This is a genomic window from Streptomyces seoulensis, assembly GCF_004328625.1.
Classification (GTDB): Bacteria; Actinomycetota; Actinomycetes; order Streptomycetales; family Streptomycetaceae; genus Streptomyces; species Streptomyces seoulensis.
In genome coordinates this window covers 1341844-1363991 of sequence record NZ_CP032229.1, presented here as the reverse complement: position 1 = coordinate 1363991, position 22148 = coordinate 1341844, and the positions used below count along the sequence as shown (strand labels likewise).

23 protein-coding genes are annotated in these 22148 nt (G+C 71.3%); 15 read left to right on the top strand and 8 right to left on the bottom strand.

Annotation, left to right across the window (positions count from 1 at the left end):
- Window positions 1-2: 2 nt before the first annotated feature.
- Together D0Z67_RS06465 and D0Z67_RS06460 are read left to right on the top strand one after the other, a co-directional pair.
- Window positions 3-317, top strand: a complete 315-nt coding sequence (locus D0Z67_RS06465; RefSeq protein WP_031182008.1) for a hypothetical protein — start codon at window positions 3-5, stop codon at window positions 315-317.
- 76 nt (window positions 318-393) lie between these two features.
- Window positions 394-1494 (top strand): amidohydrolase family protein, encoded by a 1101-nt coding sequence (locus tag D0Z67_RS06460; RefSeq protein ID WP_031182009.1) that lies wholly within the window; start codon window positions 394-396, stop codon window positions 1492-1494.
- 1 nt (window position 1495) lies between these two features.
- Here D0Z67_RS06460 and D0Z67_RS06455 read toward each other — a convergent pair whose 3' ends face one another.
- The 4 genes from D0Z67_RS06455 to D0Z67_RS06440 are packed head-to-tail and all read right to left on the bottom strand — an operon-like array spanning window position 1496 to window position 5098.
- A complete protein-coding gene (locus D0Z67_RS06455) occupies window positions 1496-2506 on the bottom strand; it encodes a COX15/CtaA family protein (RefSeq protein ID WP_031182010.1) in 1011 nt (336 codons plus the stop codon).
- Between the two features lie 57 nt (window positions 2507-2563).
- Window positions 2564-3334 (bottom strand): ABC transporter permease, encoded by a 771-nt coding sequence (locus D0Z67_RS06450; protein WP_031182011.1) that lies wholly within the window; start codon window positions 3332-3334, stop codon window positions 2564-2566.
- Window positions 3331-4254 (bottom strand): ABC transporter ATP-binding protein, encoded by a 924-nt coding sequence (locus D0Z67_RS06445; protein ID WP_078873413.1) that lies wholly within the window; start codon window positions 4252-4254, stop codon window positions 3331-3333. Before D0Z67_RS06445 ends, D0Z67_RS06450 begins: the two co-directional genes overlap by 4 nt.
- 31 nt (window positions 4255-4285) lie before the next feature.
- A complete protein-coding gene (locus tag D0Z67_RS06440; RefSeq protein ID WP_031182013.1) occupies window positions 4286-5098 on the bottom strand; it encodes an AAC(3) family N-acetyltransferase in 813 nt (270 codons plus the stop codon).
- A gap of 184 nt (window positions 5099-5282) precedes the next feature.
- Here D0Z67_RS06440 and D0Z67_RS06435 point away from each other — a divergent pair, with 184 nt between their 5' ends.
- From D0Z67_RS06435 to D0Z67_RS06390, 10 genes are all read left to right on the top strand, one after another.
- On the top strand, window positions 5283-6050 hold the full coding sequence (locus D0Z67_RS06435; RefSeq protein ID WP_031182014.1) for a helix-turn-helix transcriptional regulator: 768 nt from the start codon (window positions 5283-5285) through the stop codon (window positions 6048-6050).
- A complete protein-coding gene (gene sufB, locus D0Z67_RS06430) occupies window positions 6047-7468 on the top strand; it encodes a Fe-S cluster assembly protein SufB (RefSeq protein WP_031182015.1) in 1422 nt (473 codons plus the stop codon). The genes D0Z67_RS06435 and sufB overlap by 4 nt, the downstream gene beginning before the upstream one ends.
- A 57-nt stretch (window positions 7469-7525) precedes the next feature.
- Window positions 7526-8707, top strand: coding sequence for a Fe-S cluster assembly protein SufD (gene sufD / locus D0Z67_RS06425; RefSeq protein WP_031182016.1), 1182 nt, complete (start codon window positions 7526-7528; stop codon window positions 8705-8707).
- Window positions 8704-9027: a non-heme iron oxygenase ferredoxin subunit gene (locus D0Z67_RS06420; protein ID WP_030815347.1), complete on the top strand. Its 324-nt coding sequence runs from the start codon at window positions 8704-8706 to the stop codon at window positions 9025-9027. The genes sufD and D0Z67_RS06420 overlap by 4 nt, the downstream gene beginning before the upstream one ends.
- A 7-nt stretch (window positions 9028-9034) precedes the next feature.
- Window positions 9035-9799 (top strand): Fe-S cluster assembly ATPase SufC, encoded by a 765-nt coding sequence (gene sufC, locus D0Z67_RS06415; RefSeq protein ID WP_031182017.1) that lies wholly within the window; start codon window positions 9035-9037, stop codon window positions 9797-9799.
- Window positions 9796-11052 carry a cysteine desulfurase gene (locus tag D0Z67_RS06410; protein ID WP_031182018.1) on the top strand — a complete coding sequence of 419 codons (1257 nt, stop codon included), beginning with the start codon at window positions 9796-9798 and terminating at the stop codon, window positions 11050-11052. Before sufC ends, D0Z67_RS06410 begins: the two co-directional genes overlap by 4 nt.
- 18 nt (window positions 11053-11070) lie before the next feature.
- Window positions 11071-11544, top strand: coding sequence for a Fe-S cluster assembly sulfur transfer protein SufU (sufU, locus tag D0Z67_RS06405; protein WP_031182019.1), 474 nt, complete (start codon window positions 11071-11073; stop codon window positions 11542-11544).
- On the top strand, window positions 11541-11873 hold the full coding sequence (locus D0Z67_RS06400) for a metal-sulfur cluster assembly factor (protein ID WP_031182020.1): 333 nt from the start codon (window positions 11541-11543) through the stop codon (window positions 11871-11873). The genes sufU and D0Z67_RS06400 overlap by 4 nt, the downstream gene beginning before the upstream one ends.
- 122 nt (window positions 11874-11995) lie before the next feature.
- Window positions 11996-12982 (top strand): 2,3,4,5-tetrahydropyridine-2,6-dicarboxylate N-succinyltransferase, encoded by a 987-nt coding sequence (gene dapD, locus D0Z67_RS06395; RefSeq protein ID WP_031182021.1) that lies wholly within the window; start codon window positions 11996-11998, stop codon window positions 12980-12982.
- A 210-nt stretch (window positions 12983-13192) separates the two neighbouring features.
- A complete protein-coding gene (locus tag D0Z67_RS06390) occupies window positions 13193-13687 on the top strand; it encodes a hypothetical protein (protein ID WP_131589618.1) in 495 nt (164 codons plus the stop codon).
- A 21-nt stretch (window positions 13688-13708) separates the two neighbouring features.
- Here D0Z67_RS06390 and D0Z67_RS06385 read toward each other — a convergent pair whose 3' ends face one another.
- The 3 genes from D0Z67_RS06385 to D0Z67_RS06375 form a co-directional block, all read right to left on the bottom strand.
- The gene (locus D0Z67_RS06385) at window positions 13709-14260 is read right to left on the bottom strand and encodes a TetR/AcrR family transcriptional regulator (RefSeq protein WP_031182023.1); all 552 of its coding nucleotides are present in this window, start codon (window positions 14258-14260) and stop codon (window positions 13709-13711) included.
- 42 nt (window positions 14261-14302) lie between these two features.
- Window positions 14303-15724 (bottom strand): alkaline phosphatase PhoX, encoded by a 1422-nt coding sequence (locus D0Z67_RS06380; RefSeq protein WP_031182024.1) that lies wholly within the window; start codon window positions 15722-15724, stop codon window positions 14303-14305.
- A gap of 145 nt (window positions 15725-15869) precedes the next feature.
- Entirely contained in the window at window positions 15870-17297 is a 1428-nt protein-coding gene (locus tag D0Z67_RS06375) for a hypothetical protein (protein WP_031182025.1), read from the bottom strand.
- Window positions 17298-17562: 265 nt separating this feature from the next.
- On the opposite strand from D0Z67_RS06375, the gene D0Z67_RS06370 reads away from it, so the two are divergent.
- From D0Z67_RS06370 to D0Z67_RS06360, 3 genes are all read left to right on the top strand, one after another.
- Complete coding sequence (locus tag D0Z67_RS06370) at window positions 17563-19386, top strand: endonuclease/exonuclease/phosphatase family protein (protein ID WP_031182026.1); 1824 nt, start codon at window positions 17563-17565, stop codon at window positions 19384-19386.
- Between the two features lie 76 nt (window positions 19387-19462).
- Window positions 19463-20356 (top strand): 4-hydroxy-tetrahydrodipicolinate synthase, encoded by an 894-nt coding sequence (dapA, locus tag D0Z67_RS06365; protein ID WP_031182027.1) that lies wholly within the window; start codon window positions 19463-19465, stop codon window positions 20354-20356.
- A 10-nt stretch (window positions 20357-20366) separates the two neighbouring features.
- Entirely contained in the window at window positions 20367-20906 is a 540-nt protein-coding gene (locus tag D0Z67_RS06360) for a GNAT family N-acetyltransferase (protein WP_031182028.1), read from the top strand.
- A 30-nt stretch (window positions 20907-20936) separates the two neighbouring features.
- Here D0Z67_RS06360 and D0Z67_RS06355 read toward each other — a convergent pair whose 3' ends face one another.
- A complete protein-coding gene (locus tag D0Z67_RS06355; protein ID WP_031182029.1) occupies window positions 20937-22112 on the bottom strand; it encodes a TerD family protein in 1176 nt (391 codons plus the stop codon).
- Window positions 22113-22148: the final 36 nt, after the last annotated feature.

Genomic DNA, 22148 nt, shown 5'->3' with positions numbered 1-22148 from the left:
TCATGGCTGACACGGAGCAGGTTGACGCGAAGAGCGAGCGCCAGGTGAAGCGGCTCGCCCACCAGATCGGTACGTTCGCCAAGGCGCACGGCGGGGCCGAGGGGAACGTGGCCTACCTCGGCGAGCGCGGGGCCCGTATCGCCCTCGTGGGCGAGGACGGCGAGTGGGGCAACCTCGTGGCCCCCAGCGTGGAGATCGGGCGCCGGGCGGTGGAGAAGGCGGGCGTCGCGCTCCAGGACGACTTCGACGGCGAGTTCGCGGCGAAGATCCGCACCAGCGCGTACGAGTGGAAGCGGATGGCCGGGATTCAGCTCTGAGTCCCGGGCTCGCGCCACCTGAACCTCTCCCGCCCCGTTAGGACGGTCAAGCAGCACACCGTTCACGGGAGCCTCGATGATCGACACGCCCACGCTCGTGGATCAGTACTGCCACGGGGTGCTCCGGACCGAGCTGGGGCTCGGGACGTTCGAGGCGCGGCTGGGACGGGGGGACGGGCCGGCCGCGCCGGGGACCACGCTGTTCGACACGCAGACGGGGTTCGCGGTGCGGCGCTGGTGTCCGCCGCTGCTCGGTCTGGAGCCGCACTGTCCGCCCGCCCGCTATCTGGCCCGGCGCCGCGAACTGGGCGTGCTGGAGGCCGGGCGCAGGCTGCTGCGGGGGTCCGGGATCACCACCTACCTGGTCTCCAGCGGGCTGCCCGACGATCTCACCGGGCCCGAGGAGATGGCCGCCGCCGGTGACGCCGAGGCGCGCGCGGTGGTCCGGCTGGAGCCGCTGGCCGAGCAGGTCGCGGACACCTCGGGCACGGTCGCCTCGTTCCTCGCCAATCTGGCCGAGTCGGTGCACGGGGCCGCCACGCACGCGGCCGCCTTCGCCGCCACCGCTTCCCTCGCCGGCCAAGGGCCCGCCCTCGCCCCCGAGCCGCCGGGGCCCGGCGCGGTACGCGGCGCCGCCGCCCGCTGGCTGGCCGGACGGCGCGTGGGGGAGGAGCTGACCGACCCGGTCCTGCTGAGCCACCTGCTGTGGACCGCGGTGGCCACCGGCCGCCCGCTCCAGCTGCACGCCGGCCCCGAGGAACCGGGCCCGCGCACCGACCCCGCCCCGCTGACCGCCTTCGTACGGGCCACCGCGGGCCTCGGCACCGACCTCGTCCTGCTGCCCGGCCTCTTCCACCACCGGTACGCGGCCCGCCTGGCCGCCGCCCACCCGCACGTCTACGCCGACTCCGGCGCCGCCCTCGCCCGCACCGGCGCCCGCGCGGCCGCGATCCTCGCCGACATCCTGGAACTCGCCCCCTTCGGCAAGATCCTCTTCTCCACCGGCGCCCAGTCCCTCCCCGAACTCCACGTCGTCGGCGCCCACCTCTTCCGCGACTCCCTGAACCGCGTCCTCGGCACCTGGCTCACCGAAGGCGCCTGCACCCCCACCGACGCCCGCCGAGTGGCCCACCTCCTGGCCGCCGAAAACGCCCACCGGGTGTACGGCCTGCGCTGACTCAGGCCGGTGTGCCCACCGTGACCTCCGTCGCCGGGCCCGGGACCTCTGCCGATGAGTCCGGGCGTTCGCGGAGGGAGAGGAGGACGCGGAGGGTGGCGATCCACATGAGGCAGGAGCCGAGCATGTGGAGGGCGACCAGGGCCTCGGGGAGGTGGGTGAAGTACTGGATGTAGCCGATGACGCCCTGGGCCAGCAGGACCAGGAAGAGGTCGCGGGTGCGGGACAGGGGACCCTTGGGGGCGTCCACCGCCTTGAGGATGAACCACAGGGCGAAGGTCAGGGTCACCACGATCCAGGCCAGCACCGCGTGCAGCTTGGCGATCGTCTCCCAGTCCAGCGGGATGCGCGCCACCTCGGAGGAGTCACCGGCGTGCGGACCGGCGCCGGTCACCACCGTGCCGGCCGCGATCAGCAGCACGGCCGCGGCGACCAGGAACCACACGAGCTGCCGTACCGCCCCGCCGACCAGCGGACGCGGCTGCGCGTCGCCCTCACGGGTGCGCTGCCACATCACGGTGGCCACGGTGATCAGCGCCGTGGACAGCAGGAAGTGCGCGGCCACGGTGTAAGGGTTCAGCCCGACCAGCACCACGACGCCGCCGAGCACCGCGTTGGACATGACCACCCAGAACTGCGCCCAGCCGAGCCGGGTCAGGTCGCGCCGCCACGGCTTGCGGGAGCGGGCGGCGATGATCGCCCAGCCGACGGCCGCGCAGAGCACGTACGTCAGCATGCGGTTGCCGAACTCGATGACGCCGTGCACGCCCATGGCGCGGGTGGTGGTCAGCGAGTCGTCGGTGCAGGTGGGCCAGGTCGGGCAGCCGAGCCCGGAGCCGGTCAGGCGCACCGCGCCGCCGGTGACCACGATGACCACCGACATCACGAGAGCGGCGAGCGCGGCCCGGCGGACGGTCCGGGGGTCCGGGGTCCAGCGGTCGGCGATGAAGGCGAGCGGGTTCCGGAGGGCCGCCGCGGCGTCGGCGGGGGTCAGCTTTGGCACGCGCACCATCGTAAGGCGCCGCTTGTGCACGCTTTCACGAGGGGGCCGCACCGAGCACCCCGCGCTCTACTCCCAGCGGAAGAACTTCCCCGCCGCCGCGAGCCCCACGACCGCCCACACCGCGAGGATCGCCAGGTCGCCCCAGGGCATGCCGGCGCCGTGCTGGAGCACGTCCCGCAGACCGTCGGAGAGCGCGGAGATCGGCAGCAGCCCGAGGACGTGCCCGGCGGAGCCGAACTTCTCCAGCGGCACGATCACCCCGCCGCCCACCAGCAGCAGCAGGAAGACCAGGTTGGCCGCGGCCAGCGTCGCCTCCGCCTTCAGCGTGCCCGCCATCAGCAGCCCGAGCCCGGAGAACGCGGCCGTACCGAGGACCAGCAGGAGCAGGACGGCGGCCGGGTTGCCGTGCGGGGACCAGCCCAGCGCGAAGGCGATGACGGTCAGCAGGATCACCTGGAGCACCTCGGTGACCAGCACCGCGGCCGTCTTCGCGGTCATCAGCCCCCAGCGCGGCAGCGGTGAGGAGGCCAGCCGCTTCAGCACGCCGTAGCGCCGCTCGAACCCGGTGGCGATGGCCTGCCCGGTGAACGCGGTGGACATCACCGCCAGCGCCAGGATGCCGGGCGTGAGGAAGTCCACCGCCTTGCCGGACCCGGTGTCCACGACGTCCACCGAGCTGAACAGCACCAGCAGCAGCGTCGGGATCACCACGGTCAGCAGCAACTGCTCACCGTTGCGCAGCAGCATCCGCGTCTCCAGCGCGGCCTGCGCGCCGATCATGCGGGGGAGCGGGGCCGCTCCGGGCCTCGGGGCGTACGTGCCCGGCGCGGTGGTCATGAGCGCAGCTCCTTGCCGGTCAGTTCCAGGAAGACGTCTTCGAGGGTGTGCCGCTCCACCGAGATCCGGTCCGGCATCACCCCGTGCTGCGCGCACCAGGAGGTCACCGTGGCGAGCAGCTGCGGGTCTATCTTGCCGCTCACCCGGTACGAGCCCGGCGTCAGCTCGTCGGCCGTGCAGTCCGCCGGGAGCGCCTTGAGCAGCGAGGCCACGTCCAGTCCGGGGCGCCCGCCGAAGCGCAGGGTGTTCTCGGCGCCGTCGCGGCACAGCTCCTCCGGGGAGCCCTGGGTGACGACCCGGCCGCCGTCGATGATCGCCACGTCGTCCGCGAGCTGCTCGGCCTCGTCCATGTGGTGCGTGGTGAGGATCACCGAGACCCCGTCGGTGCGCAGGTCCCGCACGAGGTCCCAGGTGGCGCGGCGGGCCTGCGGGTCGAGACCGGCCGTCGGCTCGTCCAGGAAGGCCAGCTCGGGGCGGCCGACGACGGCCATGGCGAGCGCGAGCCGCTGCTGCTGGCCGCCGGACAGCCGCCGGTAGGAGGTCCGGCCGCAGGAGCCGAGCCCGAGCCGCTCGATCAGGGCGTCCACGTCGAGCGGGTGCGCGTGCAGCTTGGCGACGTGCCGCAGCATCTCGTCGGCGCGGGCGCCGGAGTAGACGCCGCCGGACTGGAGCATCACACCGACCCGGGGGCGCAGCGCGGCCGCGTCCCGCACCGGGTCGAGGCCGAGCACGCGCACGGTGCCGGAGTCCGGGGTGCGGTACCCCTCGCAGGTCTCGACCGTGGTCGTCTTGCCGGCGCCGTTGGGGCCGAGTACGGCGGTCACGCCCGGCCGGGCCTCCAGGTCGAGGCCGTCCACCGCGGTCTTCTGTCCGTACCGCTTCACCAGGGCCCGGACCTGGACCACGGGGTCACTATGCATGGGTCATGAGTCTAGGGAGGCGCGGCGGGGCTCAGGCGCGGGGGTGCTGGAATCCGGCTTCGCGGGGGCGGTGCAGCGGGAGCCAGCGCTCGGCGTAGGCCACCGCGTCCGCGACCGGGAACAGCCGGGCGTCGGTCGCGCCGATGCGGCCCCGCAGGACCGGCCGGTCCCGCTCGAAGTCATGGCCCAGCTCGTCGAAGCGGTCGGAGGTGATGGACACCTCGGTCACCGTCTCCCAGCCGCCGGGGCCGGGCCGCCCGACCTCCACATACGGCGCGGGTATCCGGTATTCGGCCAGGTGGAAGCTGGTGCAGGCGTCGTAGCCCGCGCCCAGCAGCAGCACCCGGGCGCCGAGGCGCTCCAGCCGGGCCAGGGGGCTTCGCTCACCGAGCCGGCAGTCCGGGGCGTGGCCGTGGGTGATCTCGGCGGCGCGCGGGCCGAGCGCGGCGAAGGAGGTCTGCGGATGGGCGCTGCGCAGGGCGCCGGGCCAGGTGCGCACGGTCTCCGGTATCACCCCGACCCCGCGCGAGGGGGTGGTCCGGGGGTCGTAGACCGGCATGGTGGCCCGTACCGTCTCCCACCACTCGGGCGGTACCGGGGGCGCCCGCCACAGCGCGGGGTCGGAGAGGTCGGCGGACTGGGTGGGGACGACCAGGGTGCCGTCCGGGCCGAGGGCGTCGAGCAGGCCCTGGACGACGGCGACCGCGCCGCCGTTCACCCAGCCGAGGGAACTCAGCGAGGAGTGCGCGAGCAGGGTCTCGCCGGGCTCGACACCCAGCTCGGCCAGCTGTCGGGCGACGGTGACACGCGTGACCAGGGGGCCTGTCGGGACGGGGGTCGGCATGGCGCGGAGTCTGCCCGGCGGAGGGTCCGGGCGCCAGCGGTTTTGCCTGGTGAGGGGGGTCGCGAACGAGGCCCAGGAGATCATTTCCGCAGGTCAGGTTAGGTGTGCCTAAGTGACGCAGGGCACCGTCGCCCGCTCCCGGCCCGGCTTGTCAGGCCCCGAGGAATTACGCAACAATAGCGTTGTGAAAAACGTCGGCGAGGCTCGGGAGACCCCCACGGGGCCCCAGGAAGAGCTAGCGACCGGTGAGCGTTCGACGCGCAACCGGGTCGCGCGGTCCATCCTGGACCACGGCCCGTCGACCGTCGCCGAACTGGCCGGCCGGCTGGGCCTCACCCAGGCCGCCGTACGCCGCCACCTGGACGCGCTGGCCGCCGACGACATCGTGCAGGCACGCGAGCAGCGGGTGTACGGAGCCCGTACCCGCGGCCGCCCCGCGAAGGTCTTCGCCCTGACCGCCTGCGGCCGGGACGCCTTCGACCAGTCCTACGACCAGCTCGCCGCCGACGCCCTGCGCTGGATCGCCGAGCGCGAGGGCGGGGACGAGGCCGTCGCCGCCTTCGCCCGCGCCCGCATCGCGGCCCAGGCCGCCACCTACCGCGCGGCCGTCGAGGGAGTCGAGCCCGAGCGCCGCGCCGAGGCCCTCGCCAGGGCCTTGACCGTGGACGGGTACGCTGCTACGGCACGCAGTGCACCCCTCCCGCAACAGGGTGAGCAGCTCTGCCAGCACCACTGTCCGGTCGCGCACGTCGCCGAGCAGTTCCCCCAGCTCTGCGAGGCGGAGACCGAGTTCTTCGCCGAGCTGCTGGGAACCCACGTCCAGCGACTGGCGACCATCGCGCACGGCGACGGCGTCTGCACGACGTTCATCCCCAAGATTTCCAAGACTGACACGACCGACAAGTCCGATCAGAGCCACCACGCAAGCACGGCCGGGAGGAACCCCGCATGACGCTCCCCACGGAGACTGCCCACCCCGAACTCGAGGGTCTGGGCAAGTACGAATACGGCTGGGCCGACTCCGACGTAGCCGGCGCCTCGGCCAAGCGCGGCCTGAACGAGGCCGTCGTCCGCGACATCTCGGACAAGAAGTCCGAGCCGGAGTGGATGACCAAGCTCCGCCTCAAGGGTCTGAAGCTGTTCGAGAAGAAGCCCATGCCCAACTGGGGCTCGGACCTCTCGGGCATCGACTTCGACAACATCAAGTACTTCGTGCGCTCCACGGAGAAGCAGGCGGAGTCCTGGGAGGACCTGCCCGAGGACATCAAGAACACCTACGACAAGCTGGGCATCCCGGAGGCCGAGAAGCAGCGCCTCGTCGCCGGTGTCGCCGCCCAGTACGAGTCGGAGGTCGTCTACCACCAGATCCGCGAGGACCTGGAGGAGCAGGGCGTCATCTTCCTGGACACCGACACCGCGCTGCGCGAGCACCCCGAGCTGTTCAAGGAGTACTTCGGCACCGTCATCCCCGTCGGTGACAACAAGTTCGCCTCGCTGAACACGGCCGTGTGGTCCGGCGGCTCCTTCATCTACGTGCCGAAGGGCGTGCACGTGGAGATCCCGCTCCAGGCCTACTTCCGGATCAACACCGAGAACATGGGCCAGTTCGAGCGGACGCTGATCATCGTCGACGAGGACGCCTACGTCCACTACGTCGAGGGCTGCACCGCGCCGATCTACAAGTCGGACTCGCTGCACTCCGCGGTCGTCGAGATCATCGTCAAGAAGGGCGCCCGCTGCCGTTACACGACCATCCAGAACTGGTCGAACAACGTCTACAACCTGGTCACCAAGCGCGCCGTCGCCTACGAGGGCGCCACCATGGAGTGGGTCGACGGCAACATCGGCTCCAAGGTGACCATGAAGTACCCGGCCGTCTACCTGATGGGCGAGCACGCCAAGGGCGAGACCCTCTCCATCGCCTTCGCGGGCGAGGGCCAGCACCAGGACGCCGGCGCCAAGATGGTCCACATGGCGCCCAACACGTCGTCCAACATCGTCTCGAAGTCGGTGGCGCGCGGCGGCGGCCGTACCTCCTACCGCGGTCTCATCGAGATCGGCGAGGGCGCGGCAGGATCGAAGTCCAACGTGCTGTGCGACGCGCTGCTCGTCGACACGATCTCCCGCTCGGACACCTACCCCTACGTCGACGTCCGCGAGGACGACGTCTCCATGGGCCACGAGGCGACCGTCTCCAAGGTCTCCGAGGACCAGCTCTTCTACCTGATGAGCCGCGGCCTCTCCGAGGACGAGGCGATGGCGATGATCGTGCGCGGCTTCGTCGAGCCGATCGCCAAGGAGCTGCCGATGGAGTACGCGCTGGAGCTCAACCGGCTGATCGAGCTGCAGATGGAGGGCGCGGTCGGCTGACCCGCCCGTACCCCCCGCACGCCACACACGCACCAGAAAGCGAGCACCCCGACAGCCATGGCTGAGCAGAACATCCCCGTGGGGTCCACCACCGCGGGCTCGATCGCGGTCGCCGCGGAGTCGACCGTCGCCACGCGCATGAGCGCGCCCCCCTCCTACGACGTCGCGGACTTCCCCGTCCCGCACGGCCGGGAGGAGGAGTGGCGGTTCACTCCGCTGGAGCGGCTGCGCGGCCTGCACGACGGCACCGCCGTCGCCACCGGCGAGGGCCTGAAGGTCGTCGTCGAGGCCCCCGAGGGCGTCACCGTCGAGAACGTCGGCCGTGACGACGCCCGGCTCGGCAAGGCGGGCACCCCGGTCGACCGCGTCGCCGCGCAGGCGTACTCCGCCTTCGAGCAGGCGTCGGTCGTCACCGTGCCCAAGGAGACCGTCCTCACCGAGCCGATCCGCATCGCGGTGCACGGCGAGGGCGGCACCGCCTACGGCCACCAGGTGATCGAGCTGGGCGCCTTCGCCGAGGCGCTCGTCGTCATCGACCACACCGGTGACGCGGTGCTCGCCGCCAACGTCGACTACGTGCTCGGCGACGGCGCCAAGCTGACCGTCGTCTCCGTCCAGGACTGGGACGACAAGGCCGTGCACGTGGCCCAGCACAACGCGCTGGTCGGCCGCGACGCCTCCTTCAAGTCCGTGGTCGTCACCTTCGGCGGCGACGTCGTCCGCCTGCACCCGCGCGTCAGCTACGCGGGCCCCGGCGGCGAGGCCGAGCTGTTCGGCCTGTACCTCACCGACGCCGGCCAGCACCAGGAGCACCGCCTCCTGGTCGACCACAACACCCCGCACTGCCGGTCGCACGTCATCTACAAGGGCGCGCTCCAGGGCGAGGGCGCGCACGCGGTCTGGATCGGTGACGTGCTCATCGAGGCCAAGGCCGAGGGCACCGACACCTACGAGATGAACCGCAACCTGGTGCTCACCGACGGCTCCCGCGTCGACTCGGTCCCCAACCTGGAGATCGAGACGGGCGAGATCGTCGGCGCCGGCCACGCCTCCACCACCGGCCGCTTCGACGACGAGCAGCTCTTCTACCTGATGGCCCGCGGCATCCCGGAGCACGAGGCCCGCCGCCTGGTGGTCCGGGGCTTCTTCGCCGAGCTGGTCCAGCAGATCGGTGTCCCCGACATCGAGGAGCGCCTGCTCGTCAAGATCGAGGAGGAGCTGGAGGCCGCGGTCGCATGACGACGACCTTCCAGCGCGCCTGCGGACTGAGCGAACTGTCGGAGGACACCCCCAAGCGGGTGGAACTCGACGGCACGCCGGTCTCGGTCGTGAAGACCGAGGGCGAGGTGTACGCGATCTACGACATCTGCTCGCACGCGAACGTCTCCCTCTCCGAGGGAGAAGTGGAGGACGGGCAGATCGAGTGCTGGCTGCACGGCTCCTGCTTCGACCTCCGCAGCGGCAAGCCGTCCGGCCCGCCCGCGACGCGCCCCGTCCCCGTATACCCCGTAAAGATCGAAGGGGACGACGTGCTCGTCTCCCTCACCCAGGAGTCCTGAGGCACCCATGGCAACGCTTGAAATCCGAGACCTGCACGTCACCGTCGAGGCCGACAACGCCACGAAGGAGATCCTCAAGGGCGTCGACCTCACCGTGAAGCAGGGCGAGACGCACGCCATCATGGGCCCCAACGGCTCGGGCAAGTCGACCCTCGCCTACTCGCTCGCGGGTCACCCGAAGTACACGATCACCGGCGGCACCGTCACCCTCGACGGCGAGGACGTCCTCGCCATGTCGGTCGACGAGCGCGCCCGCGCCGGCCTCTTCCTCGCCATGCAGTACCCGGTCGAGGTCCCCGGCGTCTCCGTCTCCAACTTCCTGCGCACCTCCGCCACCGCCATCCGCGGCGAGGCCCCCAAGCTGCGTACCTGGGTGAAGGAGGTCAAGGAGAACATGGAGCGGCTCCACATGGACCCCTCCTTCGCCGAGCGCAACGTCAACGAGGGCTTCTCCGGCGGTGAGAAGAAGCGCCACGAGATCCTCCAGCTCGAACTGCTCAAGCCGCAGGTCGCCATCCTCGACGAGACCGACTCCGGCCTCGACGTGGACGCCCTGCGCATCGTCTCCGAGGGCGTCAACCGCGTCCGCGAGAGCGGCGAGACCGGCACCCTGCTGATCACGCACTACACGCGCATCCTGCGCTACATCAAGCCGGACTTCGTCCACGTGTTCTCCGGCGGCCGCATCGTCGAGTCCGGCGGTCCGGAGCTTGCCGACAAGCTGGAGAACGAGGGCTACGAGGCGTACACGAAGGGTGGCGTATCCGCGTGACAGAGCTGCCGGGCCTCCTCGACACCGAGGCGATCCGCAAGGACTTCCCCATCCTGGGCCGCGAGGTCCACGACGGGCGCAAGCTCGTGTACCTGGACAACGCGGCGACCTCGCAGAAGCCGCGCCAGGTGCTGGACGCCCTGAGCGAGTACTACGAGCGCTACAACGCCAACGTCCACCGCGGCGTGCATGTCCTCGCCGAGGAGGCCACGGCGCTGTACGAGGGCGCGCGTGACAAGGTCGCCGACTTCATCAACGCGCCCAGCCGCGACGAGGTGATCTTCACCAAGAACGCCTCCGAGTCGCTCAACCTCGTGGCCAACATGCTGGGCTGGGCCGACGAGCCCTACCGGGTCGACCACGAGACCGAGATCGTCATCACGGAGATGGAGCACCACTCCAACATCGTGCCGTGGCAGCTGCTCGCGCAGCGCACCGGCGCGAAGCTGAAGTGGTTCGGCCTCACCGACGACGGCCGGCTCGACCTGTCCAACCTGGACGAGATCATCACCGAGAAGACGAAGATCGTCTCCTTCGTGCTGGTCTCCAACATCCTGGGCACGGTCAACCCGGTCGAGGCGATCGTGCGCCGCGCCCAGGAGGTCGGCGCGCTGGTCTGCATCGACGCCTCGCAGGCCGCGCCGCACATGCCGCTGGACGTACAGGCGCTCGGCGCCGACTTCGTGGCCTTCACCGGCCACAAGATGTGCGGTCCGACCGGCATCGGGGTGCTCTGGGGCCGCCAGGAACTCCTGGAGGACCTGCCCCCGTTCCTCGGCGGCGGCGAGATGATCGAGACGGTGTCGATGCACTCCTCGACCTACGCGCCGGCCCCGCACAAGTTCGAGGCGGGCACCCCGCCGATCGCCCAGGCGGTCGGTCTCGGCGCGGCCATCGACTACCTGAACTCGATCGGCATGGACAAGGTCCTCGCCCACGAGCACGCGCTCACCGAGTACGCGGTGAAGCGGCTCGGCGAGGTCCCCGACCTGCGCATCATCGGCCCCTCCACGGCCGAGGACCGCGGCGCGGCGATCTCCTTCACGCTCGGCGACATCCACCCGCACGACGTGGGCCAGGTCCTCGACGAGCAGGGCATCGCGGTGCGCGTCGGCCACCACTGCGCGCGGCCGGTCTGCCTGCGGTACGGAATTCCGGCGACCACCCGGGCGTCGTTCTATCTGTACTCCACGCCCGGCGAGATCGACGCACTGGTCGACGGGCTGGAGCACGTACGGAACTTCTTCGGCTGAGAGGCGTGGGCTGACACCGTGAAGCTGGACTCGATGTACCAGGAAGTCATCCTGGACCACTACAAGAACCCGCACGGGCGTGGTCTGAGGGATGGCGACGCCGAGGTGCACCACGTGAACCCGACGTGCGGCGACGAGATCACCCTCCGGGTGCGGTACGACGGTACGAAGATCGCGGACGTCTCGTACGAGGGCCAGGGCTGTTCCATCAGCCAGGCCTCGGCGTCCGTACTGAACGAACTGCTGGTGGGCAAGGACCTGCCCGAGGCGCAGAAGATCCAGGAGACCTTCCTGGAGCTGATGCAGTCCAAGGGCCGGATCGAGCCCGACGACGCGATGGAGGAGGTGCTGGAGGACGCGGTCGCGTTCGCCGGTGTCTCCAAGTACCCCGCGCGGGTCAAGTGCGCCCTCCTGAGCTGGATGGCGTGGAAGGACGCGACGGCCCAGGCCCTTGGCGAGGCCGGCGCGGACGCCGAAAGGAAGACGGCATGACCGACACCGCTGAGATGAAACCGGTCTCGGAGGAAGAACTCCGCGAGGCCCTGATGGACGTCGTCGACCCCGAGCTGGGCATCGACGTCGTCAACCTCGGTCTGATCTACGGCATTCACGTCGACGACGCGAACATCGCCACGATCGACATGACGCTGACCTCCGCGGCTTGCCCGCTGACGGACGTCATCGAGGACCAGGCCAAGTCCGTCACCGACGGCCTGGTCAGCGAACTGCGCATCAACTGGGTCTGGATGCCCCCGTGGGGCCCCGACAAGATCACCGACGACGGCCGCGAGCAGCTGCGGGCGCTGGGGTTCAACGTCTGAGGCTCGGTTTTCCGACGTGAGGCGGCGGTGCCCTCGGGCATCGCCGCCTTCGCGTACCCGGCGCGCCGCACCTGTCAGGCACCGGTTAGGCCCCCACCCCGCTCCCACGTTAGGTTTTCCGCATGACCGACACTGCTTCCCGTACCACCGGCGCCGTCGCCGCCGGCCTCGCCACGATCGCCGCCGACGGCACCGTTCTCGACACCTGGTTCCCGGCGCCGGAGCTGGTCGCCGAGCCGGGTCCCTCCGGCAGCGAGCGGCTTTCGGCCGACCGGGCCGCCGAATTCCTGGGTGACAACGCGGTCTCCGCGCTCGGCCCGGACGCCCGGCGTGGCGTCGAGGTGGTCGCGGTCCGTACGGTCATCGCCTCGCTGGACGAGAAGCCGCTCGACGCGCACGACGTCTACCTGCGGCTGCACCTGCTCTCGCACCGCCTGGTCAAGCCGCACGGCCAGAGCCTGGACGGGATCTTCGGCCACCTCGCCAACGTCGCCTGGACCTCGCTCGGCCCGGTCGCGGTGGACGACATCGAGAAGGTCCGGCTGAACGCGCGCGCGGACGGTCTGCACCTCCAGGTCACCTCGATCGACAAGTTCCCCCGCATGACGGACTACGTCGCCCCCAAGGGCGTCCGCATCGCCGACGCCGACCGGGTCCGCCTCGGCGCGCACCTCTCCGAGGGCACCACGGTCATGCACGAGGGCTTCGTCAACTTCAACGCCGGCACGCTGGGCACCTCCATGGTCGAGGGCCGCATCTCCGCCGGCGTCGTGGTCGGCGACGGCTCCGACATCGGCGGCGGCGCCTCCACCATGGGCACCCTCTCCGGCGGCGGCAACGTCATCATCGCCATCGGCGAGCGCTGCCTCGTCGGCGCGGAGGCGGGCGTGGGCATCGCGCTGGGCGACGAGTGCGTGGTCGAGGCGGGGTTGTACGTCACGGCAGGCACCCGCGTGACGATGCCCGACGGCCAGATCATCAAGGCCCGCGACCTCTCCGGCGCCTCCAACATCCTCTTCCGCCGCAACTCGGTGACGGGAGCGGTGGAGGCCCGTCCGAACAACGCGGTATGGGGCGGCCTGAACGACATCCTGCACAGCCACAACTGACCCCAAGTCCGCTCTGAGCGCCCTTCCGCCCACACAAGGCGCGGGAGGGCGCTCGTGCGTGCGCACCCCTTCAGAAAATCGACTCGATCCCGCTCCGGACCTCATGTTTCGCTCAACCGTGCGAATAGAGGTGGAGGTCGGCGCTAGCGTCTCTCCCCGGCGGCCGTAGAGGCCGTTGTCGACCAAAGAAAACCGAGGGGGAATCGCCCGATGACCAAGGGCTACGGTTTTTCCGGCAGACAATCACGACCGGGACGAAGGCGGCTGGCCGTACTGCCAGTCGTCGTCCTTCTGGCCGCCGGGTGTGGCGGAGGGGGAAAGCCGGCTCCTGCCGGTAGTCCGTCGGCGTCGGCGTCGGTGTTGGTGTCTGATCCGGACCGTCCTGACAGTGGGAAGAAGACGCCGGGCCGGCTCGGGCCCGGGGCGGTCAGGCTTCCTGTTTCCGCTGACCGGATCGCCGAACTTGGCGTCCGTTACGACTGTCTCGGGCCTGGCGGTCTCACCGTCACGAGCGGAACCGGCCTCAGCGCCGAGGTCGATGGCTGCAACGACAGCGCCACGTTCGGCGCCCGTATCAAGGCTGAGGATCTGCACGGCAGGGAATTCGCGGACACGGTCACCGTGAAGGTCGGCAAGGGTACGAGGTGGCGTATGTCCGTGGACATCACCACCAAGGACGGTGTGAAGCAGACCGTCCACGGCTGATCACCCTGACCTGCACCGCACTCAGCAAAGCGGCCGCAGGCCCTCCAGCAGCAGGTCCAGGTACCGTCGGGTGTCCTTCTCCCCGCCGCCCAGTTCCGCCGCCGTGGCGATGCCGTGGGTCAGACGGAGGAGGTCGGCGGGGGTCAGGTCGGGGCGGAGGGCGCCCTCGGACCGTGCCTGTTCGACCAGCCGCTTCGCGGTCGTGCGGACCACCGTGCCGCAGGCCGTCAGCGGGGTCGAGTCGGCGTCCGCAACGGCTGAGCCCATCAGGGACTTCAGGCCCCGGACCTGGATCGTCGCCACGCACACCTCGTGCAGCCACTCCGTCAGGGCCTCGCTCGGTGGGAGGGACCGCGACAGCTCATCGCCGCGCTCGGCCAATGCGTCGATGCGGGCCGCGTACGCCGCCTCCAGCAGCGCCCGCCGCGTCGGGAAGTGGCGGTAGAGGGTGCCCGAGCCGACGCCCGCTCGTTTCGCGATGTCGTCCAGGGATGCGCCCTCGCCGTGTTCGGCGAAGGCTGAGGCGGCGGCGGTCAGGAGGCGGGCGTGGTTGCGTCGGGCGTCTGCCCGCATGGGCCGGGCTTTCTGTCGGGCGGGGGTGCGTGCCCGCTGAGTTTAGCCGCGGCGCTGCCGCTTCCACGGGCCCGTGATCGCCAGCATGATGCCCGGTTCCTGGATGTTGGCGAAGAGGGTGTGGCCGTCGGGGGAGAAGGTGACGCCGGTGAACTCGCTGTAGACGGGGGCGGACTCGGTGCCGAGGTTCAGCTCGTTGCGGGCGATGGGGTACGTACGGCCCCCGTCCGTCGCGCCGAAGAGGTGCTGTGCGCCCTCGCCGTCCTCGGCGATGACCAGCCCCCCGTAGGGGGAGACGGTGATGTTGTCGGGGCCGTCGAAGGCGCCGCCGGTGCCGAGCAGCACCTTCAGGGTCAGGGTCCGGCGGCGGGGGTCGTAGAACCACACCTGGCCGTCGTGCTGGACCGGGCTCTCATCGCGGGCGTAGGACGAGACGACGTACACCCCGCCGTCGCCCCACCACATGCCCTCCAGCTTGCGGGCCCGCGTCACCTGGCCGTCGGTGAACTGCTTGCGGACCGGCACCGTCGCCGCGTCCCGGTCGGGGACGTCGACCCAGTCCACGCCGTACACCGTGCCGGTGCGCGTCGCGCGCGAGAGGTCGTCCACGAAGCGGCCGCCGGAGTCGAAGCAGCGGAACGCCTGGAGGACGCCCGCGTCGTCCGCGAGGCTGCGCAGCCGGCCCCGGCCGTGGTGGAAGCCCTCCGGCGGAGTCCAGCGGTAGAACAGGCCGTTGGGACCGGACGCGTCCTCGGTGAGGAGGAGATGGCCCCGCTTCGGGTCGGCCACCACCGCCTCGTGCGCGTAACGGCCCAACACCTTGAGCGGCTTGGGCGCGCGGTTGGCCCGACGGTCGGCGGGGTCGACCTCGAAGACGTAGCCGTGGTCCTTGGTCATGCCGTTCTGCCCGGCCCGGTCCTCGGTCTCCTCACAGGTCAGCCAGGTACCCCAAGGAGTGTTGCCGCCCGCGCAGTTGGTCGAGGTACCGGCGATGCCCACCCACTCGGCGACATGGTCCCGGCGGACCTCCACCACCGTGCAGCCACCCGAGGCCGCCGGGTCGTACACCAGCCCCTCGGCCAGCGGCACCGGGTGTTCCCAGTTGGCGCGCGGCCCCTTCAGCTCATGGTTGTTCACCAGCAGCACGGCACCGCGCGGACCGGCGAAGGCGGCCGTACCGTCGTGGTTCGACGGGGTCGGCTCGCCCGACTCCAGCCGCGTACGGCCGCTGTACGTCACCACCCGGTACGAGAAGCCCGCAGGGAGCGCGAGAAGGCCGTCCGGGTCGGGGTGCAGCGGGCCGTACCCGATGCCGGGGTGGCCGTGCGCGTCCTGGGCGCCGTCGAGGTCCGTGGCGGCCAGGGCCTGCGGGGCGGTGGCGAGGGCGCCGACGCTGCCCGCGAGCACGACCCCGGCACCGGTGACCGCCGTCGACCTGGCGAAGTCCCTGCGGGTGAGTGACATGGTGTCTCCTGTGACGGTCTCGATGCCCGTGGCGGAGGGCGAGGGTGGCGGGGCCTCGTTCGGCCGACACACTCCCGCCCTCCGCTGAACGGCAGTTGAACACCGCACCGCGGCCAGGACACCGCTGCCCGTACACCCCAGGGGCTCAGTTGCCCTGCTGCTGCGACCTCGCCTTGAACGCCGCCTTCCGCGCCTCCTTGGCCACCCGCTTGTCGGGGTGCAGCCGGCCCATCGCCTCCAGCACGTCGGCCGTCGCCGGGTGCTCCACCCGCCAGGCGGCCGAGAAGAACCCGCTGTGCTGCTCGGCCAGCCCCTCCACCAGCGCCTGCAGCTCCTCGGAGTTGCCCTCGGCCTGGAGCTGCGCGGCGATCGTGTCCACGGTCAGCCAGAACACCAGGTCCTCCGAGGGCGGGGGCACGTCGGACGCGCCCCGCTCGCTCAGCCAGACCCGGGCCAGGCCGCCCAGCTCGGGGTCGTCCAGCACCTCCCGCAGCGCGGGCTCGGCCGCCTCGCCGACCAGGGACAGCGCCTGCTGGCAGCGCAGCCGCCGCAGCGGCGCCCCGGCGTCCGCACCACGCGCCGCCGCGAGCAACTCCCGCGCGGCGGACAGCGGTTCACGCCGGCCGAGCCACTGCTCGGTCTCCGCGCGCGCCGCGAACTCCCCGTAGGAGGCGGTGCCGTCCAGCAGCGCGTCCGCGCCCTTGTCGGCCAGCTCGCCCACGGCCGGCGCCTCGAAGCCGGCCTCCAGCAGCCGCGCGCGCAGACCGTACAGCCCGAGCGGGGTCAGCCGGACCATGCCGTAGCGGGCGATGTCGTCCTCGTCGACCGGCTCGGCGGGCTCCTCCTCCGCGCCGGCCATCAGCTCCTCGTCGACCGGCTGGTATTCGACCAGGCCGATCGGCTCCAGCAGCCGGAACTGGTCGTCCAGCTTCATCATCGCGTCGGAGACCTGCTCCAGGACGTCGTTGCTGGGCTCCTCCAGATCGTCGGGGACGATGGTGGAGGCGGCCAGCGCGGGCAGCGGCACCGGGCTCTCGCCGGGTCCGTCCTCACCCACGGTCAGCAGATAGAGGTTGCCGAGCACGCCGTCGAGCAGCTCCGCCTCGCCCTCGGGGTCCCAGTCGAACGTCGAGAAATCGATCTCGCCGCCCTCCTCCAGAGCGGCGGCCAGCCCCTCCAGGTCCGGCACCCCGGCGTCCGCGACCACCGTGTCCAGCGCGGCCAGCCAGATGGTCAGCACGTCGTGCGGGGCGCCGGTCAGCAGGGCGAGGTCCGCGCCCGGGGCCACGGTCCCGGCCTCCTCGTCGGTGATCTCGACCAGGCCGGTGTCCACCGCCACGCCCCACGCCTCGGCGGCGTCCGCGGCGGCGTGGTCACCGGTCAGTCCGAGCAGTTCGGCGGCCGCGGGCACCTGCTCCTCGACCAGGCTCCCGCCCCCGTCGACGCGGGTCTCGGGGCCCGCCCAGCGGGCGAGCCGGGCGGCGCGGGAGAGCAGCGGGGTGGACAGCGCGGCACGCGCCAGCTCCGCTTCGGGGCGCAGCCGTACGGGCGGCAGGGGGGAGCTGTCTGACATCGGCTGGTTCTCCTAGGACCGGGAAAGCACTCAACCCCTCAGCCTAGACGGCTTTGCCCGCGCACCGCCCGGTTCCGGTCGCCGACGCCCCTCGTACGTGGCCGAAACCTTGACAACTCCAGCCGTCAGGCAGGAGATTGACGCGCGTAGAGGTGGGGGAACGACTGTTCACTCGGCTCTACGCGTGTCACTGAGGGCGACGAGCCCCGCACGCTGCTGTGTGTTCCCGTCCCGGCGTTCCGTCACGTTCCCGGAGGAAATCCCCTTGCCGAGCAGGACTTCCGCGCGTCTCGCCGCGCTCACCGTCGCCGCCGTGTGCGGCGCCGCGTCCGCCGTCGTCGCCACCTCGCCCGCGCACGCCGACTCGGTGCGCGTCCACGACATCCAGGGCACCACCCGCCTCTCGCCGTACGCCGGCAAGCAGGTCGCCGACGTACCCGGCGTGGTCACCGCCGTCCGCACCTACGGTTCGTCCAAGGGCTTCTGGCTCCAGGACCCGAACCCCGACGCCGACCCCGCCACCAGCGAGGGCGTCTTCGTCTTCACCAGCTCCACGCCGAAGGCCGCGGTCGGCGACTCGGTGACCGTCTCCGGCACCGTCTCGGAGTACGTCCCCGGCGGCACCGCCTCGGGCAACCAGTCGGTCACCGAGATCACCAAGCCGGTCGTCACCACCGTCTCCACCGGCAACCCGGTCCCGGCCCCGGTCGTGATCACCAAGCGCGCGGTGCCGGAACGATACGCCCCGGCGGGCGACCCGGCCGCGAACAACTCCATCAACGCCCTGCCGCTCGACCCCAAGACCTACGCCCTCGACTACTACGAGTCGCTGGAGGGCATGAACGTCCAGGTCAGCGACGCGCGCGTGGTCACCGGCACCGACCCGTACAGCGAGCTGTGGGTCACCGTGAAGCCCAAGGAGCACCGCACCGAGCGGGGCGGCACCCTGTACGGTTCCTACGACGCGCAGAACACCGGGCGCCTCCAGGTCCAGTCCCTCGGCGCGACGGCGGACTTCCCGCAGGCGAACGTCGGCGACACCCTCGCCGGCACCACCACCGGCCCGCTGGACTTCAACCAGTTCGGCGGCTACACCCTGGTGGCGAGCGCGCTGGGCACGCTGGAGAGCGGCGGCCTGGAGCGGGAGACCACGCGCAAGCAGGCGTCCGGCGAGCTGGCGGTGGCGACGTACAACGTCGAGAACCTCGACCCGTCCGACAAGACCTTCGACGCGCACGCGTCCGCGATCGTGAACAACCTGCGCTCGCCCGACATCGTGTCCCTGGAGGAGATCCAGGACGACAACGGCGCCACCGACGACGGTACGGTCGGCGCGTCCGCGACCGTCGACAAGCTGATCGACGCGATCGTGGCCGCGGGCGGTCCGCGCTACGACTGGCGCTCCATCGACCCCGTCGACAAGCAGGACGGCGGGGAGCCGGGCGGCAACATCCGGCAGGTGTTCCTCTTCAACCCCGAGCGGGTCTCCTTCACCGACCGCCCCGGCGGCGACTCCACCACGGCGGTCGGCGTCGCGAAGGAGAACGGCAAGGCCCGGCTGACCGTGTCCCCCGGCCGGATCGACCCCGCGAACGCGGCCTGGGCCAACAGCCGCAAGCCGCTGGCCGGGGAGTTCGTGTTCAAGGGCCGGACGGTCTTCGTGATCGCCAACCACCTCAACTCCAAGGGCGGCGACCAGGCGTTGACCGGGCAGTACCAGCCGGTCGTCCGCAGCTCGGAGACGCAGCGGCACGCGCAGGCGACGGAGGTCAACACCTTCGTCAAGTCCCTGCTCGGCGTCCAGAAGGACGCGGAGGTCATCGCGCTCGGGGACATGAACGACTTCGAGTTCTCCGACACCGCGAAGACCCTGGAGGGTGACGGGCAGCTCTGGTCGGCGATCAAGTCGCTGCCGCGCAGCGAGCGTTACACCTACGACTACCAGGGCAACGCGCAGGTGCTCGACCAGATCCTGATCAGCAAGTCGATCCGGCGCGGGTCGTTCGACTACGACAGCGTGCACATCAACTCGGAGTTCCACGACCAGATCAGCGACCACGACCCGCAGGTGCTGCGCTTCCGCCCCTGATTCTTCAGGTCTGCTCAGCCGCATCTCGTAGCAGATTTAAGTGGAGCTTCACGGTCGTGGTGCCGAGACTACGACCATGAGGCAACGGAACGCACCCTTCGGCCGCACGCTCTGCGCGATGGTCACCCCGTTCACGCCGGCCGGCGCGCTCGACGTGGACGGGGCGGCCCGCCTGGCCACCCGTCTGGTGGCCGGGGGCTGCGACGGGCTGGTCCTGAACGGCACCACGGGCGAGTCGCCGACCACCACCGACGCGGAGAAGCGGGAGCTGATCGCGGCGGTCCGCTCCGCGGTGGGCCCCGCCGTCCCGCTGGTCGCGGGTGTCGGCACGGCGGACACCCGGCACACCGTCGAACTCACCCTCGCCGCCGAGAAGGCGGGCGCCGACGCGGCCCTCGTCGTCACCCCGTACTACAGCCGCCCCCAACAGGCCGCCGTCGAGGCCCACTTCCGCCAGGTCGCGGACGCGAGCGGCCTCCCCCTGATGCTCTACGACATCCCGGGCCGCACCGGCACCCGCCTCACCCCCGCCACGATCATCCGCCTGGCGGAACACCCCCGCGTCATCGCCGTCAAGGACTGCTCCTACGACTTCCTCGCCACCCAGCAGGTGCTGGCCGCGACGGAGTTGGCGTACTACGCGGGCTGCGACGAACACATCCTCCCGCTGTACGCGACAGGCGCGGCGGGCTGCGTGAGCACGATCGCGAACGTGGCGCCGGGAGAGGTGGCGGCCATCCTGGCGGCCTTCGACGCGGGCGACACAGCCCTCGCCGCCGAACTCCAGTCCCGCGTAACCCCGTTGATCGAGACCCTGATGGCCTCGGACCTGCCGGGCACGGTAACGGTGAAGGCCCTGCTCAACACCCTGAACCTCCCAGCGGGCCCGGTACGACCACCGCTGCTCGCGGCGGACGCGGAGACCACGGCGAACCTGCTGTCCCGCTACGAAGCACTCGTCCCGCGATAAGTTGCCCGCCATGAACGGACTCGGAAGCGTCGCCTGGCCACCCGCCCCGATACGGACCGAGCGGCTCGTTCTGCGGGAGTCCGAGGGGCGCGACCGTCCCGCCTTCATCGAGCTTTTCACCTCGCCCGAGGTGGGCACCCACATCGGCGGCGCCCGCCCGCGTGCGGAGGCGGAGCGCACCGCCCCCGAGGTGCCGGCCCGGCGGTCCGGCAGCTTCGTGGTCGAGCGGGACGGGGCGATGATCGGCACGGTGACGCTGGTCCGGCGCGACGCGGAGGCGCCGGAGCGCGTGCGTCCCGAAGGCGGGGAGGTCGAGCTCGGCTACATGTTCCTGCCCGAGGCGTGGGGGAGCGGCTACGCGACCGAGGCGTGCGGAGCCGTACTGGAGTGGCTGGCCGGTGTGCTGCCCGGTGAGCCCGTGGTCCTCACCACGCAGAGCGGCAACGCCCGGTCGCTGCGCCTCGCGGAGAGGCTCGGGTTCACCGAGGCGCAGCGGTTCGAGGCGTACGGCGCCGAGCAGTGGTTCGGTGTCCGGCCGGGGTCTCGGTGACGGACCCCGGCCGAACGTTCCAGACCTCGGTCAGAGGGCTTCGCCCCCCGGCTTCACCATGTTCCTCACCGTGCGGGCCTTTACGAAGTCGCCGAGGGCGGTCATGTCCCATTCGCCGGAGTACTGGCGGACGAGCTTGGCCATGAGGACGCCGGTTTGGGGCTCGGCCGAGGTCAGGTCGAAGCGGACGAGTTCTTCGCCGGAGGCGGGATCGACGAGGCGGCAGTATGCCTTGGCGACCTCGGTGAACTTCTGGCCGGAGAAGGAGTTGACGGTGAAGACCAGGCCGGTGACCTCCGGGGGGATGCGGCCGAGGTCGACCATGATGACCTCGTCGTCTCCGCCGCCCTCGCCGGTGAGGTTGTCGCCGGAGTGCTTGATGGCGCCGTTCAGGATGGACAGCTTGCCGAAGTAGCAGCTGTCGACGGCGTTGCGCTGGGAGCCGTAGGCGATGACCGAGGCGTCGAGGTCGATGTCCTTGCCCCGGTAGGCGGGCTCCCAGCCGAGGCCCATCTGGACGCGGGACAGGAGGGGGGCGCCGCCCTTGACCAGGGACACCGTCTGGTTCTTCTGGAGGCTCACCCGGCCCTTGTCCAGGTTGATCTTGCCCGCGCCGGGGACCGGGGCCGGGGGTGCCTGGGGAGCCGGGGGCGTCCGGGGGACGGGGGGCGCGGAGACGGGCTGCTGAGGCGCCGGTGCCGGCTGGGCGGCCGGTTCCTCCACCGTCACGCCGAAGTCCGTCGCGATGCCCGCCAGCCCGTTCGCGTACCCCTGGCCCACCGCGCGGGCCTTCCACTGGCCGTTGCGCCGGTAGATCTCCACGACCACCAGGGCCGTCTCGGCGCCGAGGCCGGGCGGGGTGAAGGAGGCGACGACCGCGCCGCCGTCCGCGTCCCGGATCGTGGCCGTCGGCTCGATGCCCTGGAAGGTCTGGCCCGCCGCGTCCGGGCTCGCGGTGACGACGATCTTCTCGATGTCCGGCGGCACCGCGCCGGTGTCGACCGTGATCGAGTCCGGCGCGGACCCGCCGCCGGAGCGGTAGGTCACGCCGGGCCCGGCCGGCTGGTTGTAGAAGATGAAGTCGTCGTCGGAGCGCACCTTGCCGTCGGCGGTGAGCAGCAGGCCCGACACGTCGAGCCGCACCGGTGCGGCCACGTCCACCGTCACACGGGCGGACGGCAGCGGGACGTTGGAGCCAGGGGTCATAGCGGTCATGCCGGGTGAACGAACGAGCCCACTTTG

Bases quoted from the DNA above. Each gene is read 5' to 3' on its own strand.
- D0Z67_RS06420 (WP_030815347.1), top strand. From the start codon at position 8,704: ATGACGACGACCTTCCAGCGCGCCTGCGGACTGAGCGAACTGTCGGAG.
- D0Z67_RS06375 (WP_031182025.1), bottom strand. From the start codon at position 17,297: ATGTCAGACAGCTCCCCCCTGCCGCCCGTACGGCTGCGCCCCGAAGCG.
- D0Z67_RS06465 (WP_031182008.1), top strand. From the start codon at position 3: ATGGCTGACACGGAGCAGGTTGACGCGAAGAGCGAGCGCCAGGTGAAG.
- D0Z67_RS06445 (WP_078873413.1), bottom strand. From the start codon at position 4,254: ATGCATAGTGACCCCGTGGTCCAGGTCCGGGCCCTGGTGAAGCGGTAC.
- dapD (WP_031182021.1), top strand. From the start codon at position 11,996: ATGACCGACACTGCTTCCCGTACCACCGGCGCCGTCGCCGCCGGCCTC.
- D0Z67_RS06355 (WP_031182029.1), bottom strand. From the start codon at position 22,112: ATGACCCCTGGCTCCAACGTCCCGCTGCCGTCCGCCCGTGTGACGGTG.
- sufC (WP_031182017.1), top strand. From the start codon at position 9,035: ATGGCAACGCTTGAAATCCGAGACCTGCACGTCACCGTCGAGGCCGAC.
- D0Z67_RS06440 (WP_031182013.1), bottom strand. From the start codon at position 5,098: ATGCCGACCCCCGTCCCGACAGGCCCCCTGGTCACGCGTGTCACCGTC.
- sufD (WP_031182016.1), top strand. From the start codon at position 7,526: ATGGCTGAGCAGAACATCCCCGTGGGGTCCACCACCGCGGGCTCGATC.
- D0Z67_RS06460 (WP_031182009.1), top strand. From the start codon at position 394: ATGATCGACACGCCCACGCTCGTGGATCAGTACTGCCACGGGGTGCTC.
- D0Z67_RS06390 (WP_131589618.1), top strand. From the start codon at position 13,193: ATGACCAAGGGCTACGGTTTTTCCGGCAGACAATCACGACCGGGACGA.
- D0Z67_RS06380 (WP_031182024.1), bottom strand. From the start codon at position 15,724: ATGTCACTCACCCGCAGGGACTTCGCCAGGTCGACGGCGGTCACCGGT.
- D0Z67_RS06385 (WP_031182023.1), bottom strand. From the start codon at position 14,260: ATGCGGGCAGACGCCCGACGCAACCACGCCCGCCTCCTGACCGCCGCC.
- D0Z67_RS06360 (WP_031182028.1), top strand. From the start codon at position 20,367: ATGAACGGACTCGGAAGCGTCGCCTGGCCACCCGCCCCGATACGGACC.
- sufB (WP_031182015.1), top strand. From the start codon at position 6,047: ATGACGCTCCCCACGGAGACTGCCCACCCCGAACTCGAGGGTCTGGGC.
- D0Z67_RS06455 (WP_031182010.1), bottom strand. From the start codon at position 2,506: ATGGTGCGCGTGCCAAAGCTGACCCCCGCCGACGCCGCGGCGGCCCTC.
- D0Z67_RS06450 (WP_031182011.1), bottom strand. From the start codon at position 3,334: ATGACCACCGCGCCGGGCACGTACGCCCCGAGGCCCGGAGCGGCCCCG.
- D0Z67_RS06400 (WP_031182020.1), top strand. From the start codon at position 11,541: ATGACCGACACCGCTGAGATGAAACCGGTCTCGGAGGAAGAACTCCGC.
- dapA (WP_031182027.1), top strand. From the start codon at position 19,463: ATGAGGCAACGGAACGCACCCTTCGGCCGCACGCTCTGCGCGATGGTC.